This is a genomic window from Virgisporangium aliadipatigenens (genome assembly GCF_016863615.1).
GTDB classification, from domain to species: Bacteria; Actinomycetota; Actinomycetes; order Mycobacteriales; family Micromonosporaceae; genus Virgisporangium; species Virgisporangium aliadipatigenens.
Window position 1 is genome coordinate 329,058 of sequence record NZ_BOPF01000003.1, and the last position, 15,142, is coordinate 344,199.

Annotated in this window: 6 protein-coding genes; 5 read left to right on the forward strand and 1 reads right to left on the reverse strand. The window is 68.8% G+C overall.

Going from position 1 to position 15,142, the window contains the following annotated elements; all coding sequences use genetic code 11:
* The first annotated feature begins 235 nt into the window (after positions 1-235).
* Genes Val02_RS05670 through Val02_RS05680 form a run of 3 tightly spaced genes read left to right on the forward strand, consistent with a single transcriptional unit; the run spans position 236 to position 10,016 of the window.
* A complete protein-coding gene (locus Val02_RS05670) occupies positions 236-1,546 on the forward strand; it encodes a hypothetical protein (protein WP_203897812.1) in 1,311 nt (436 codons plus the stop codon).
* A complete protein-coding gene (locus tag Val02_RS05675; RefSeq protein WP_203897813.1) occupies positions 1,543-2,178 on the forward strand; it encodes a phosphopantetheine-binding protein in 636 nt (211 codons plus the stop codon). Before Val02_RS05670 ends, Val02_RS05675 begins: the two co-directional genes overlap by 4 nt.
* A complete protein-coding gene (locus tag Val02_RS05680) occupies positions 2,175-10,016 on the forward strand; it encodes a non-ribosomal peptide synthetase (RefSeq protein WP_203897814.1) in 7,842 nt (2,613 codons plus the stop codon). The genes Val02_RS05675 and Val02_RS05680 overlap by 4 nt, the downstream gene beginning before the upstream one ends.
* A gap of 17 nt (positions 10,017-10,033) precedes the next feature.
* Here Val02_RS05680 and Val02_RS05685 read toward each other — a convergent pair whose 3' ends face one another.
* On the reverse strand, positions 10,034-11,539 hold the full coding sequence (locus tag Val02_RS05685; RefSeq protein ID WP_203897815.1) for a class I adenylate-forming enzyme family protein: 1,506 nt from the start codon (positions 11,537-11,539) through the stop codon (positions 10,034-10,036).
* An 83-nt stretch (positions 11,540-11,622) separates the two neighbouring features.
* Between Val02_RS05685 and Val02_RS05690 the strand changes: the two genes are divergently transcribed.
* A complete protein-coding gene (locus Val02_RS05690) occupies positions 11,623-13,347 on the forward strand; it encodes an ABC transporter ATP-binding protein (RefSeq protein ID WP_203897816.1) in 1,725 nt (574 codons plus the stop codon).
* Positions 13,344-15,131 carry an ATP-binding cassette domain-containing protein gene (locus tag Val02_RS05695; protein ID WP_203897817.1) on the forward strand — a complete coding sequence of 596 codons (1,788 nt, stop codon included), beginning with the start codon at positions 13,344-13,346 and terminating at the stop codon, positions 15,129-15,131. The genes Val02_RS05690 and Val02_RS05695 overlap by 4 nt, the downstream gene beginning before the upstream one ends.
* Positions 15,132-15,142: the final 11 nt, after the last annotated feature.

Below are 15,142 nucleotides of genomic sequence, written 5' to 3' on the forward strand. Positions count from 1 at the left end.
ATCGCGAACGGTCCGCGACAGCGACAGTCATCATCGACGCTCGGGTGCACCGTGCAACTGCGCGGATCGCGCGGTTGAACGGCTTTCCCGATTCGTTGACAGGTCGGGGGATACGTGTGAGCGTTCCGCCGATCGCCTGGCGTAAATGTGATCGGACCGTTGGATAGAGCGGGCGTCCGTTTCTGGAAGGTAGCGCATGGATCCTTCATCGAGCCGGAAGATCGCCGTCGTAACGATGCCCGATGAGGACCGGGTGTTGGTCGGTTTCGACGGGACGGATTGGGTTCTACCGACGGTGCCGGACGGCACGATCGCCGCACTCGGTGAACACGTCCGGGAGCGGTTCGGGGTCGACGTGACGGTCACCGCATGTCTCGGCGTATCCGGTGACACGGCAATCTCGGCGTGGCGGTTGTACCTCTGCGAACCCCGTGCCCGGATCCGCCTCGACGGCCCAGGTCGGTGGATGACGGCCGAGGACCTTCTCGCCCGTGGTGTCGACGCGCAGCAGGGCGAGGCCGTCGTGTCGTGGCTCGCGAACGGCCGACCGTCCGCCCCGGTGCCGTGGGAACGCCGCGGCTGGTTCGACGAGGTGGTGAACTGGACCGTCGGACGCCTTGCGGCGCGCGGGATCCGTATCACCGGACGACCCCGCCAGCGCACCTGCACGCTCTGGTCCTACGTGCTCGAATTCCCCACCTCGGCCGGCAGCGTCTACTTCAAGGCGGCGCCGCGTCCGTTCGCGCACGAGCCGTCGCTGACCGCGATGCTCGCCGAGTGGTATCCGGACGACATGCCCACCGTCATCGCGGTCGAACCGACGCGGCACTGGTTCCTCACCGAGGAGATCGACGGTTTCGACGTCCTGCGACCGGAGCCCCGTTCGCTCGACGTGTTGGCACAGGCGCTGGTGCGCTATGCGGGGATCCAGTGGGAACTCGCCGCTCGCGCGGAGGCGCTGCGCGACGCGGGAGTGCCGGACCTTCGGTTGGCTGTGCTGCCCGACGTCCTGGAGTCGTTGCTGGACCACACGTCGATGTTCACCGGAGAAGCCCCGGAGAGCCTGACGCCGGGCGAGCTCGACGCGCTGCGCCGGTGCGTCCCATGGTTCCGTGGGCTGTGCCGACGTGTGGCGGCCCTGGACATTCCGGAGACTCTCGTGAACACCGACCTGTGCTGTCGCAACATCGCGTTCTCCGGCGCGGGTCCGGTGTTCTTCGACTGGGCCGAAAGCGCGCTCACGACCCCGCTGTGTTCCATGCGGATGTTCCTGCTCGACGTCGACGAGGCGTTTCCCGACGACGACGGGCCCGTCGGCCACCTACGCGACGCGTACCTGGCCTGCTGGACCGGATCGCTCACGCTCGAGGAACTGCGTCAGGCGTACCGCCTCGCCGAGCCGGTGACCCGGGTCGTGCGGGCGGCCACCTGGTTCGACTGCCTGCGCGAGGTACCCGTCGAACGCCGCCTGGAGTGGCGGGTGGCGATCCCACGCAACCTGCGGGACCTGCTGTCGTTCGCCCACGAACGGAGTCTTCGTCCATGAATCTCGACGCCGTACGGCGCGCGCTCGTCGCGCATCCGCAGGTGCGTTCGGCGCACATCGAGGCGAGCATCGACCACACCGACGGGACGCTGGCGCTCGTCGCCTACGTGGTGCCCGTCGAGGCCGGCGCCGATCCGGCCGAATGGACCGAGTGGATCGCGCGACGGCAGGACCTGGACGGGACACCCCTGCGCTTCGTGCTGCGCGAGACGCTGCCCGTCGACACGTTCGCGTGGGTGGGCGACGGGGAGGAACCGGCACCGGCCGGCCCCGCCGACGACCGTCCCGTCGCGCCACGAGACGTCATCGAAGAGGTCCTGATCGACATGTGGGAGCGGGAGCTCGGGGTCAACCCGATCGGGGTGTTCGACAGCTTCCTGGAACTGGGCGGACATTCCCTCGCGGCGATCCGGATCGTGAACCGGGTCCGACGGGCGTTTCGGACGGAGCTGCCCTACGACGACCTGCTGTCCGGCCCGACGGTGGCCGAACTGGCGAAGCGCATTGTCGCCGATGAGGTCGAACCGGGCCGCACCGCTCGGATCGCGGCCGTTCACCTGAAGGTCCGTGGATTGTCCGCCGAACAGCTGCGCCAGATGCTGACCGCTACCGGAGGCCGGGTAGGAACATGACGAGCGACGTTGACACGGAGATGCTGCGCGATGCGCTCATCGACCGACTGCTTGCCGCCGAGGGATTCGGCACGGACGAGCCCGTCGCCGGTCCTGCCGACGGGACGGACCGGCTTCCCCTGTCCTCGGGACAGCAGCAGCTGTGGTTCCTGGACCGCCTCGAGCCGGAGTCGTCGACCTACAACACGCTGACGGCGCTGCGACTGCGCGGGCAACTGGACGTCGCGGCGATGACCGCGAGCTTCCGCACCATCGTCGAGCGTCACGACGTCTTCCGGGCCACCTTCCCGGAGGTGGGCGGGGTGCCGGTGCAGCACCTCGGTGCGGTGCCGGAACGGGTCGCCACCGTGGTCGACCTGAGTGGTGAACCCGAGCCCGAGGCGGCGGCCGCCCGGCTCGTCGACCGCACCGCCGCGCGTCCGTTCGATCTCGCGTCGGGCCCGCTCTACCGCTTCACCGTGGCGCGCCTGAGCGAACACGACCACGTCGTGATAATCGCGGTGCACCACATCATCTACGACGCGGCATCGCGAAGTAACCTGCTGCGCGAACTGAAGGCGCACTACGAGGCGAACCTCCGGCGTCAGTCGGCGGTGGTGCCGAGGCTGCCGATGCAGTACCAGGACTATGCGCGCGGTCAGCAGGACCGGCGTTGGGACGGGCAGCTCGCCTACTGGCGGGAGAAGCTGGCGGATGCCCCGCCGGTGCTGGCATTGCCGGCTGACCGTCCGCGTCCGGCGACGCGTACCGGGCGCGGCGGAGTCGTCAGATTCGACCTCGGCGCGCGGATGACCGACGCGATCAGGCGACTCAGCGTCAGCGCCGCCGTGACGACCTATGTGACGCTGTTGACGTCCTTCCTCGTCCTGCTCTCGCGCTACAGCAGGCAGCGGGACCTGGTCGTCGGGTCGGTGGCCTACAACCGGCCGGACGAGCGCCTCGAGGACCTGATCGGGTTCTTCGCGAACGCCGTGCCGCTGCGCGCCGACCTTTCCGGGGACCCGGACTTCCGTGCGCTGCTGCACCGGGTGCGGCAGATGGTGCTGGAAGCCGTTGCGAACCACGAGGTGCCGTTCGAGGCGGTCGTGAAGGCGGTCGCACCGGAGCGTGATCCCAGCTTCAGCCCCATCTTCCAGGTGATGTTCACCGCGCTGAACGATGACGACTTCCTCGACGACCCGGAGTTCACCGGACTGGCGACCGAGCTGATGCAGGTCGAGCGAACGACGTCGATGTTCGACCTGTGCCTCGACGTCCGGTCCAGCGCCGGCGTCCTGCACGGTGAACTCGAATACAACGCCGACCTGTTCGACCGGGCGACGGCTGAGCGGATGGTGGCTCACTGGCGGCAGCTTCTGACGGAACTGCTGAGCGAGCCGGATCGCCCCGTCTCCGGCGCCGAGATCCTCACCGCACCCGAACAGCAGCAGATTCTCGTCGAGTGGAACCGCACGGGCGCGGAGGTGCCGGAGCCGCACCTGTTGCACGAACTGTTCCACGCGCAGGCCCTGCGTTCGCCGGACGCGGTCGCGGTGGTGCACGGAGCGCAGCGGCCGACCTACCGGGAGCTCGAGGAGCGGGCGAACCGGCTGGCGCATGTGCTGCGCGGCCGCGGGGTCACCACGGAGACCCGGGTGGGGATCTGTCTGGAACGCTCGCCGGAGGCGGTCACCGCGCTTCTCGCGGTCCTCAAGGCCGGCGGTTGTTTCATCGGACTCGACACCACGTATCCACCCGAACGTCTCGGGTACATGCTCCGCGACGCGCGGGTGGACGTGCTCCTGACCGACTCGCTTATCGGTGCCGACATCGCCTCGGACGGGATCGTGAAACTGTTCGTGGACACCGTCGAGTCCGAGCTTCGGCAGCAACCCGCGACCCCGCCACCGACGGAGCTGACGCCGGCGAACCTCGTCTGCATGATCTACACGTCCGGCTCGACGGGACTTCCGAAGTGCGCGATGCTCTCGCACGAGAACTTCGCCAACTACTTCCAGCACTTCGAACGCGGCTTCGCGTTCAGCACGACCGTCCGCGCCCACCTGCAGATGGCCAGCCTCGCGTTCGACCTGTTCATCGCCGACGTCATGCGCGCCCTGTTCACCGGCGCGACATTGGTCATCGGGCACCGCGACGAGCTGCTGTCCCCGCCGCATCTCTACGCCCTCATGCGGCGGGAGGGCGTCAACAGCGCGGAGTTCATCCCTGCGCTTCTGAAGGCCCTGCTCGACCACGTCGAGGAGGTCGACGGATCCCTGGATTTCATGGACATCCTGGCGGTCGGCGGAGACGGTTGGTACATCGAGGACTACCTGCGGGCGCGGCGGCTGGCGAAGCCGTCCACCCGGCTGATCGACACGTACGGTCTCACCGAGGCGGCCATCGACAACGCGCAGTACTGCGGAGCGGATCCGGCGCAGGCGCGCGGGGGCCTGGTCCCGATCGGTCGTCCGATCGCCAACACCGAGCTCTATATCCTGGATCCGCACATGCGGCCGCTGCCGGTCGGTGTCCCGGGCGAGCTGTACATCGGTGGCGTCGGGGTCGGGCGGGGCTATTTCGCGCGTCCGGGACTGACGGCGTCGCGATTCGTCCCGGACCCGTTCAGCGGCCGTCCGGGTGCCCGGCTCTACCGCACGGGCGACCTGACGAAGTTCCGCGCCGACGGGGTGATCGAGATCGTCGGCCGGACGGACCATCAGGTCAAGATCCGAGGGTTCCGGATCGAACTCGGTGAGATCGAGGCCGCGTTGCGCAGTCATCCCGAGGTCGACCACGCCGCGGTCGTCGTGCAGGAGACGGAGACCGGTGACCGGCGACTCGTCGGATACTTCACGACCGCCGCCACCCCAGGGGAGGGAACCGGGGAGCCGGACGGCTCGCGTGTCCTGGCGGCGGCCCTACGCGAGCACCTCGCCGGTCGGCTTCCGGCCCACATGGTGCCGAACCACCTGCTGGCGATCGATGCGATCCCGTTGAACAGCAACGGAAAACTCGACCGTGGCAGCCTTCCCGATCCGGCGGGAATCGTCGCGGAGGGGCCCGTGCAACGGCCGCGCGATCCGGTCGAGGGCATCGTCGCGGCGATCTGGTCGGAGGTGCTGAAGCTCGCCGACGTGAGCGCCGACGCCAACTTCTTCACGCTCGGCGGGCACTCCCTGCTCGCCACGCAGGTGGTGTCGCGGGTGCGCGACGCGCTGCGCGTCGAGCTGCCGGTCCGGTACATCTTCGAATACCCCACGGTGGAGGGACTGGCCGGTCGTATCGACGAACTGCGCGCCGGGGCCGACGGCGGGAACGTGCCGGTGCCGGTGGTGCCGTTGGCTCGCGACGGTGTCGAGCATTTCGACGTCTCGTTCGGGCAACAGCGCCTGTGGCTTCTGCAGCGTCTCGATCCCGAGGACCCGACGTACAACGTTCCGGTGGGTTTCCGGCTGCACGGTGAACTCGATGTCGCCGCCCTCGCCGCGGCCTTCGCGGGTGTGGTGCGCCGCCATGAGGTGTTGCGCACCCGGCTGGTCGAGATCGACGGGCTGCCGCGGCAGGTGATCGGGCCGCCGCGCCGGTGGGACCTGCCGGTCGTGGACCTGAGCGGGTCGGAGCCGGCCGAACGGGCCGCCCGGCTGGAGACCCTGTCCACCACCGACGAGAGGACCGTCACCGATCTGGCGACCGGTCCGCTCCTGCGTACCACACTGGTCCGACTGGACAAGAACGACCATGTGCTGCTGCTGACGTTCCACCACGCCGTCACCGACGGCTGGTCCGACGGAATTCTGATGGAGGACCTCGCCGCCGGGTACGCGGCCGCGGTCGCGGGTCGGGAGGTCGACCTTCCGCCGCTGCCGGTCCAGTACGCCGACTTCGCCGTGTGGCAGCGCGGCGCGCTGCGCGAGGACGTGCGGCGCCGGAACCTCGCCTACTGGACCCGGCGGCTCGCCGACCCACCGGAGCTGCTCAGCGGGGTGTTCGACCGGCCCCGGCCGATGCGCTCGACACGCCGCGGCGGGCGGGTGTCGTTCGAGATCACGCCGTCGTGTCACCGGCGGCTGAACGCGCTGGCGGGCGCGTGCGGAGCGACGCTGTACATGGTGCTGCTGGCCGCCTTCAAGACGGTGCTGTCCCGATGGACGCGACAGACCGACATCGTCGTCGGTGCGCTGCAGGGGCACCGTCCGACCGCCGAGCTCGAGAAGCTGATCGGATTCTTCGTCAACACCGTCGTGCTGCGTACCGACCTGTCGGGAGGCCCGTCGTTCCGGGCGGTCGTCGATCAGGTCCGCGAGCGGACCCTGGAGGCCTACGCCCATCAGGAGCTTCCGTTCGAACAGGTCGTCGAGGCGCTCCGACTGGACCGGTCGACCGCGCACCAGCAGATCTTCCAGGTGATGTTCGACCTGCGTGGCGTCGACGAGACGTTCGATCTGGCCGGACTGCGCGTCGAGCGGTATGTCAGAGGCGGGACCATCGCCCACTTCGACCTCGTCCTGGACGTGACCGACGGGCCGCGTGGACTTGCCGGAACGATCAGCTACGACACCGACCTGTTCACCGAGACGACGGTGGCGCGCCTGGCCGAGCGGTTCGTGCGCGCGCTCGATGACGTCGCCTCGGCGCCCGATCGTCCGATCGGTGACATCGACCTGTACGGGCTGGACGCACGAGCCGTGCTGGCGTCGTCCGCCGGTGAAACGGTCGACGCGCAGGGGCAGAACGTGCAGCGTCTGGTGGCGGCCCAGGTTCGTGCCCGTCCCGACGCACCCGCGGTCGAGGCCGCCGACGGCGTTCTCACCTATGCCGAACTCGACGAACGGAGCGTGCGGCTCGCGACGACCCTGGGACGCCTCGGCATCGGTGTCGAGGACCGTGTGGCGGTCTGTGTCGGGCCTTCGACGGACCGGATCGTGGCGGTTCTCGCGGTGCTTCGGGCCGGCGGCACGCTGATCCTGCTGGACCCGCGCCAGCCCGAGACCGAACGGACGTACCAGCTCGTGCACGGCGGGACGGCGCTGCTGGTCACGGACGGGTCGACCCGCGACGCGTTCGCCAACTACCCCGGCCGGCGCCTGTTTCTCGACGACCGGGACCCATCCGCGGAGGCGGCCCTGCACCCGGACGTCGCGCCGCATCCGCACAACGCTGCCTGTCTCACGTACACCTCGGGGTCGACCGGACGGCCCAAGGGCATCGTGCTCACCCACGAGGGCCTCGCGGCGCACGTCCTCGGCATGTCGACCAGGCTGCCGTTGCACCCCACGGATCGCGTGCTGCAATGTCACTCGCTCGGTTTCGACGCCGTTCTCGAAGAAATGCTCTGTCCGCTGATCGCCGGCGCGACCGTCGTCGTCACCGACGCGCCGCTGGAACGCGGATATCAGGACTTCATGCGTCTGATACGGCGCACACGCACGACGGTCGTCGACCTACCGACCGCATTCTGGGAAGGCTGGGTCACCGCGGGATCGGTGGCGGAGATGACCGACTCGACGCTGCGGCGGGTCGTCATCGGTGGCGAGGCGGTCCGCAGGTCAGCGGTGGCGGCCTGGAAGCTCCAGGTGCGAGAGGCCGTCGAACTCGTCAACGCCTACGGGCCGGCCGAAGCCACCGTCACCGTCACCGCCTACACGGCGGGTCCGGAATGGCGCACGGAGACCGCGGTGTCGGTGCCGATCGGAACCCCGGTACCCAACGCGCGGGCGTATCTGCTCGACTCCGGCCTCCATCCGGTGCCGGAAGGGGTCGTCGCCGAGCTCTACGTGAGCCGGCCGGGCCTGGCCCGTGGCTACCACGCGATGCCCGCACGCACCGCGGCCGCGTTCGTCCCCGATCCCTTCTCGGAGGAGCCCGGCAGCAGGCTTTACCGCACCGGCGACCTGTGCCGCCGGCGTCCCGACGGCGGGTTGGAATTCGTCGGACGGGCCGACCGGCAGGTGAAGGTGCGCGGCCACCGGGTCGACCTCGGCGCCCTGACCGACTCGGTCCGTGCGCACCCGCGGATCGAGGCGGCCACCGTCGTACTGCGCGGCGGGAATGACGGCGACCGGCGCCTCGCCGCGTACGTGGTCAGCTCCGATCCCGCTCTCGACGGCCCGACCCTGCGGCGCTGGCTCGGCGACCGGATCGCCGCGCACCTGGTTCCTACGAGCGTCGTGTTCATCGACGAACTCCCGCTGACCGCGGCCGGCAAGGTGAACGACGCGGCCCTGCCGGACGACCGGGCGGCCGCCCCGCGGACCGGGGAGGTGATCGCACCGAGGACCGAGGCCGAGCGGCTGGTCGCCGAGGTGTGGACCGGGTTGCTCACGGGCGAGGTGAGCGTCGAGGCGAACTTCTTCGACCTCGGTGGACACTCGCTGCTGGCGACGCAGGCCACCACCCGCATCGAGACGCGCACCGGAATCCGGGTGCCGGTGCGCCTGCTGATGGAGAACCCGACCATCGAGACCTACGCCCGGGCGCTGACGGCCCTGCTCGAACGGCCCGTGCCCGGTCGCTCGGCCGTCGACGTCGTCCCGGCCGCACGCGAGCGCTCCGGCGGCGCCCCGCTGTCGTGTGCGCAGGAACGCCTGTGGGTCCTGGAGCAGTTCGCGCCCGGCTCGGCCCTCTACAACATGCCCCACGCATTCCGGTACCGGGGTGAGCTGAACGTCACCGCGTTCGAGAAGGCGTTGCGGGATCTCGTCGAACGCCACGAGATCCTGCGCACCGTCTTCGTGCTGCGGGACGGACAACCGCACCAGGTGGTGCGCGAGCAGATGGCGTTGTCCGTCGGCATCGAGGACGTGCGAACGCTCGACGCGGCCGGGCAGGACACACGGATCCGGGCGCTGCTGGACGCGGAGGCCGTTCGCGGATTCGACCTCACGCGGGGACCGCTCGCCGTCGCGAACGCGCTACGGCTCGGCGAGCGGAACTTCGTCCTGACATTGAACTTCCACCACATCGTGTTCGACGGCTTCTCCGGATCCGTGATGTGGCGGGAACTCGCCGCGCTGTACGCCGGTCATGCCGAAGGCCGCACCGTCAGCCTGCCGCCGCTTCCGATCCAGTGCGTGGACCACGCGGTCTGGCAGCGCGAGTGGTTGCGGAGCGAGGAGTGCGCCGCGCAGCTCGACCACTGGGTGCGCACGCTCGAGGGTGCGCCGGCCCGGTTTCGGCTCACGGGCGGGCAGATGCCGGAGTCGGCGGACAGCGCCGGCGACGGCGTCATCTTCGCGGTGCCGGACGATATCGTGCGAGGGCTCCACACGCTCGCTCAGAGCGAGGGCGCGACACTTTTCATGGTGTTGCTCGCCGCCTTCGTCGCGACCCTCGCCGCACAGAGCGACCGGGACGACATCGTCGTCGGCACACCGATCGCCAACCGCCGGCCCCCGGAGACCGAATCGCTGATCGGGTTCTTCGCGAACACGCTGGCGTTGCGGATGCGGGACACCGCGCGGATGACGGGGCGCGATCTGGTGCGTGCGGCCCGGGAGGTGGTCCTCGACGCGCTGAGCAACCAGGACCTGCCGTTCGAACACCTTGTCGCGGCGCTCGGCCCGGACCGGTCGTCCGCCTTCCACCCGGTCTTCCAGGTCATGTTGACCCTCGACACCGACGACGAAGGCCCGACCCGGTGGCCCGGTGCGCGGCTGGAGACGATGCGGGTGTTCTCGCGGACGGCGAAGTTCGACCACCTGTTGGCGATGCGTTTCGTCGGCGGGATGCTGCGCGGCAGATGGGGGTATCGGACCGCGGTCGTCCCCCGCCACCGGGCGGAGGCACTCGTGGCGGACCTGAACCGGGTTCTCGCCGCGCTGGTGCAGGCCCCGGACACCGCACCGGGGGCGCCGTGACGCCCCTGGCACGCTGTTCAGCCCGAGCGGACCGTGGTCGTCGTGGCGCTCCGATAGGCCTCGTGCAGCAGTTCGCGGTTGCGCAACAGCTTCCCGTTCACCGATCGGGGCAGGCGCGGGAGGATGTGGAACCGCTTGGGCACCTTGTAGTCGCTCAGCCGCTCGCGGCACCAGTCCACCAGCGCCCGGGCGGTCAGTGTCGGCGCGCCGCCGACGTGTGCCTCGATGACCTCGCCCTGCACGACGACGACCTCGCTGACGTCCGCGTGCGCGGCGAGAACGCGCTCGATCTCGGTCAGGTCCACCTTCAGACCGCCCACCGACGCGAGTGAGTCGGTGCGGCCGAGGATGTTCACCACGCCGCTGACCGGATCGATCGCACAGCGGTCGAAGGTGCGGAACCAGCCGTCCGCGTAGCGGTCCGGACGGTCGTGAAAGACGTAGGGCGACTGCGCCATGCGGATGAACAGTTCGCTGTTCTCCGCACGGACGTCGATGCCGCGCGTCGGCAGTCCCACCGCGGGCGGGCCGTACGCTCCCCGCAGGTCGGTGAGGACCGCCCCGATCTCCGTCATGCCGTAGATCTGGCCGATCCGGTGCCGGTACACGCGCGCGAAGTCGTCGAACGTGGCGCGCGACAGGGATTCGCCGGAGGAGAACACGTTGCGCAACGACGGCAGGTCGGGCGGTGTCTCCACCGCGCTGAGCAGTCCGAAGTGGACCGGAACGCCCATGAGAACGTTCGCCCGCACATCGATCGCTCTGGCGAGGACGCCGTCCGGGGAACTGCTCGGCGCGACGACGGCCGTGGCGCCGGCGCGCAGCGTGTGCAGGAAGCCGCTGAACAGTCCGTAGGAATGCGTCATGGACTGCAGGATCAGGACCCGCTCGCCGGCCTGGGGGACTTCCGGCAGTGCGCGCAACCGTTCCAGTTGCGCCAGCATGCCCGGTACCGTCCGGCCGATCACCTTCGGCCGTCCGGTCGAACCGGAACTGGTCTGCAGCAGGCAATGGTCGGTCCGCGCGGGTACGCCGTCGGCGCGCGCGGAAACGGTCAGGGCGGCCTCGTCCTCGCCCCGGCGTGGTGCGCCGCACTCGACGACGAACTGGGGCAGGCACAGCCGAAGCGTCGGCCGGACCTCTGCCCGCTTCGCGCGCCCGTCCAGGATGAGGACCTGCGCGCCGGCCGCCCACAGCGCCAGCAGTGTCTCGAGAAATGTATAGCCGGTCCGGCCACGAAGGGCCACCGAGGTGCCGGGCCGGATCCCGAGACGGTGAAACGTATTGACGGCTGCCGCGACCCGCGAACGAAGCTCGCCCCGCTCGACCGTTGTGTTGTGGCCGATCCAGGCAGGCCGGCCGTCATAGCCGGCAAGGAGGTCTTCGCCCCACCACGACGCAATACCCATCGACTGACCTTCTTCGTATCGAGTGTCTGACCTGGCCGGACGGATTGAACGTGCTTCATGGTGTCGCCGCAACCGGCACGGCATCTTTGTGCGTCGCTGTGCGCGATGCTGCACATGCCGTACGATGCTGCATCGACGCGCTGACGCGATTCACCACCGAGTCGCACGACCCATCCGTACGAATCCTGGGCAGGAAGATGCTGCGGCAATCCGCTTCATTGCTGATGATCTACCTGAAAGGCCAATGGGGAAAAGTAACAGTTCTCATTGTGCTGCTGGTCGGGAGTATTTCCCTCGAGCTGATCGCCCCACAATGGCTCGGCCGATTCGTCGATGACGCCACCGCGGGAGCGGCGCTGTCCACGCTGCAGCTCTCGGCCGTCGTGTTCGTCCTGCTGACGGTCGTGCGGCAGGTGTTCGTCGCGGTGGCGGGCTATGTCGGCGAGGACGTCAGCTGGGCGGCGACCAACCGGCTGCGGATCGATCTCACCCGTCACTGCCTCGAGTTGGACATGTCCTTCCAGCACGAGTATCCGCCCGGCGTCCTGGTCGAGCGGATCGACGGCGACGTCTCGACGCTGTCCGAATTCTTCTCGACATTTGTATTCAACGTCATCGGTCGGGTGCTGCTGTCGGCCGGGATCATCGTCCTGACGTTCGTCGTCGACTGGCGCGTCGGCGCACTGTTGCTGTGCTTCGCGGTCATGGTGACCGTCGTCCTGCGACGATTGCAGGGAATATCGATTCCACATTTGCGGGCGCTGCGTCAGACCAAGAGCGACCTTTCGGGGTTCCTGGAAGAACAGCTGGTGAGCACCGAGGACGTCAGGGCCAACGGGGCGCGACCGTACGTCATGTGGAGGCTGTCGCGGCATCTCGACGAACTCGTGCGACGCACGCGTTCCAGCCGGGTCGCCTCACGTGTCTTCTCCAGTGCGCTGGAGGTGAGCGTGGCGATTGCCGGCGCCGCCGTACTCGGATTCGGCGCCGTTCTTCTGCAGCGTGGAACAATGACGATCGGCGGGATCTACCTGGCTTTCTACTACACCGCGCTGTTGGCCCAGAGCCTGACCAGCCTCACCTTCCAGATCGATCAGCTGCAGAGCGCATTCGCCGGTATGCAAAGAATTTCGGCGCTCTATTACCGGGTCGGCGCCGTGCCGGACACGGGTACTGAGCGGGTGGCGGACGGGCCTTTCGACGTGGTCTTCGACCGGGTCCGCTTCGGGTACAACCGCGAACGCGACGTGCTGCGCGACGTATCGTTCCGGTTGCCGGCCGGCGAATCGCTGGGCCTGTTGGGGCGCACCGGAAGCGGCAAGACGTCGATCGCCAGGTTGCTCTGCAGGTTCTACGACGTGAGCGGCGGTGCGGCCCGGCTCGGCGGGATCGACGTGCGTGAGCTGGCCCTCGGTCCGCTCCGGAGCCGGATCGGCGTCATCACCCAGGACGTCGAGCTGTTCCACGCGAGTATCCGCGACAATCTCACGCTGTTCTCCGACGAGATCGCGGACGAGGCGATCGTCGATGCGTTCCGCCGACTGGGCCTCCACGAGTGGTACACGAACCTGGCGGACGGGCTGGACACGGTGATCAGCGGGGACGGTCGCAGTATGTCGGCCGGGGAGGCCCAGCTTCTGGCGTTCGTCCGCGTCTTCCTGCACGACCCCGATCTGCTGATCCTGGACGAGGCCTCGTCCAGGATCGACGCCGGTACGGAGCGACTCATCGAGAAGGCGATCGACCGGTTGCTGGCCGGCCGGACCGCGATCGTCATCGCGCACCGCCTCTCGACAGTGGCGAAGGTGGATCACATCCTGATCCTCCAGGACGGCGCCGTTCAGGAGACGGGCGCACGGGAGACCCTCTTGAACACGACCGACTCGCGGTTCGCCGCGATGCTCGCGGAGGCAAGGGCATGAGCACCTACCGGGCCGTCTGGTCGATCGTCCGCCGCACGCCGCGGCTGTACGCGCTCGACATCCTGTTCCAGTTGCTGCGCAACGGAATTCCGCTCCTTCCCGCGCTCATCGTGCGCGAGGTATTCGACCGGTTGACGCACGGCGAGGCGCTGCACGCGGGGTTTTGGGCGCTGCTGGCCGCGTTCGTCGGGGTCGCGGTCGCACGGGTGGCGGCGTTGCTTCTGAGCACCGGTACCGACGGGACACTCGCCGGCGCGGGACAGGCGCTGCTGACCCGCAACTACCTCGAGCGGGTGCTGAACCAGCCCGGGGCGGAGAAGTCGGAGATCGCGACCGGAGACCTCGTCGGCCGGGTCAGCAACGACACCACACTCGTCATGAACGCCGTGGTGCTGACCCTGGTGACGTTCGGCGCCGGCGCGCAGGCCGTACTCGCCTTCGCGATCATGTTCAGCATCGACCCGAACATCACGTTGATCGTGTTCGTGCCGATGGTCGCCGCCGGGTTCCTCATCAACGTCACCAGCAACAGCATCAAGAAGTATCACGGGGAGAGCCGGCAGGCCGCCGGAGACGTCTCCGCCTTCCTGCGCGAGATGTTCAACTCCGTGCAGGCGGTGCAGCTCGCGAACGCCACCGAGCGGGTGATGGACCAGTTCGTCCGCCTGAACGAGATCCGACGTCACAGGTCGCTGCGCAGTCGGCTGTTCACCAACGTGTTCCTCGGCTCCGTGTGGACGAACACGGCCTATCTGGGTACCGGCATCGTCCTGCTGCTGTCGGCGGCGAAGTTCAAGAACGGCACGTTCACGCTCGGCGACCTGGTGCTGTTCATCGCCTACCTCGGCTGGATCACCGACTTCACGTCGCTGGTGAGCCAGAGCCTCGCGAGCCTGAAGCAGGCGGGAAAATCGCTGCAGAGAATCTCCGACGGACTCCCGGCCGGTGACGGACTGGCCGACCTCGTGACGCATCGACCGACGCGGCCGGCGCCACCGGAGACGGAGGAACACTGCGACCGGGTCGAGCACCGTCCGCTGCGACTGCTCGAGGCCCAGGGACTCTCGTACCGGTACGCCTCGTCCGGCCGCGGCGTCAGGGATGTCGACCTGCGGATCCCCCGCGGTGCCTTCGTCGTCGTCACCGGGGGAGTGGGCAGCGGCAAGACGACGCTGTTGCGGCTCGTGCTGGGGCTGCTGGAGCCGCAGGCCGGGACTATCCGTTGGAACGGCGCCGAGGTGCCCGACCCCGCCGGGTTCTTCGTTCCTCCGCACAGCGCCTACACCCCGCAGGTGCCCCGGCTCATGAGCGCCACGGTGCGGCAGAACATCCTGCTGGGTCTGCCGGACCAGCAGGCACGGATGTCGCGTGCCGTGCGATCGGCAGTGCTGGAACGCGACGTGGAGGTGCTCGACGACGGTCTGGACACCATGGTCGGGCCGAAGGGAGCCAAGCTCTCCGGCGGTCAGGCCCAGCGTGTCGCGACGGCGCGGATGTTCGCGCGCGAGGCGGACCTGCTGGTGTTCGACGACCTGTCGAGCAGCCTCGACGTCAACACCGAACGGCTGCTGTGGGAGCGGCTCGGCGAGCGCGTCGACCAGACGTGTCTCGCGGTGTCGAACCGGCGGATCGCCTTCGAGCGGGCGAGCCACATCGTCGTCATGCACAACGGATCTGTGGAGGCCACGGGCACCTTCGACCAGTTGCGGCGCAACAGCCCGTCGTTGCAACGGATTCTGCACGGCGACGAGTCCCCGAACGAACAGCAGTCCCGCACGACATGAGGCAGGAGGCA

Excerpts from the sequence above, each read along its gene's own strand:
- Val02_RS05670 (WP_203897812.1), top strand. The coding sequence starts at position 236 with ATGCCCGATGAGGACCGGGTGTTGGTCGGTTTCGACGGGACGGATTGG.
- Val02_RS05675 (WP_203897813.1), top strand. The coding sequence starts at position 1,543 with ATGAATCTCGACGCCGTACGGCGCGCGCTCGTCGCGCATCCGCAGGTG.
- Val02_RS05680 (WP_203897814.1), top strand. The coding sequence starts at position 2,175 with ATGACGAGCGACGTTGACACGGAGATGCTGCGCGATGCGCTCATCGAC.
- Val02_RS05690 (WP_203897816.1), top strand. The coding sequence starts at position 11,623 with ATGCTGCGGCAATCCGCTTCATTGCTGATGATCTACCTGAAAGGCCAA.
- Val02_RS05695 (WP_203897817.1), top strand. The coding sequence starts at position 13,344 with ATGAGCACCTACCGGGCCGTCTGGTCGATCGTCCGCCGCACGCCGCGG.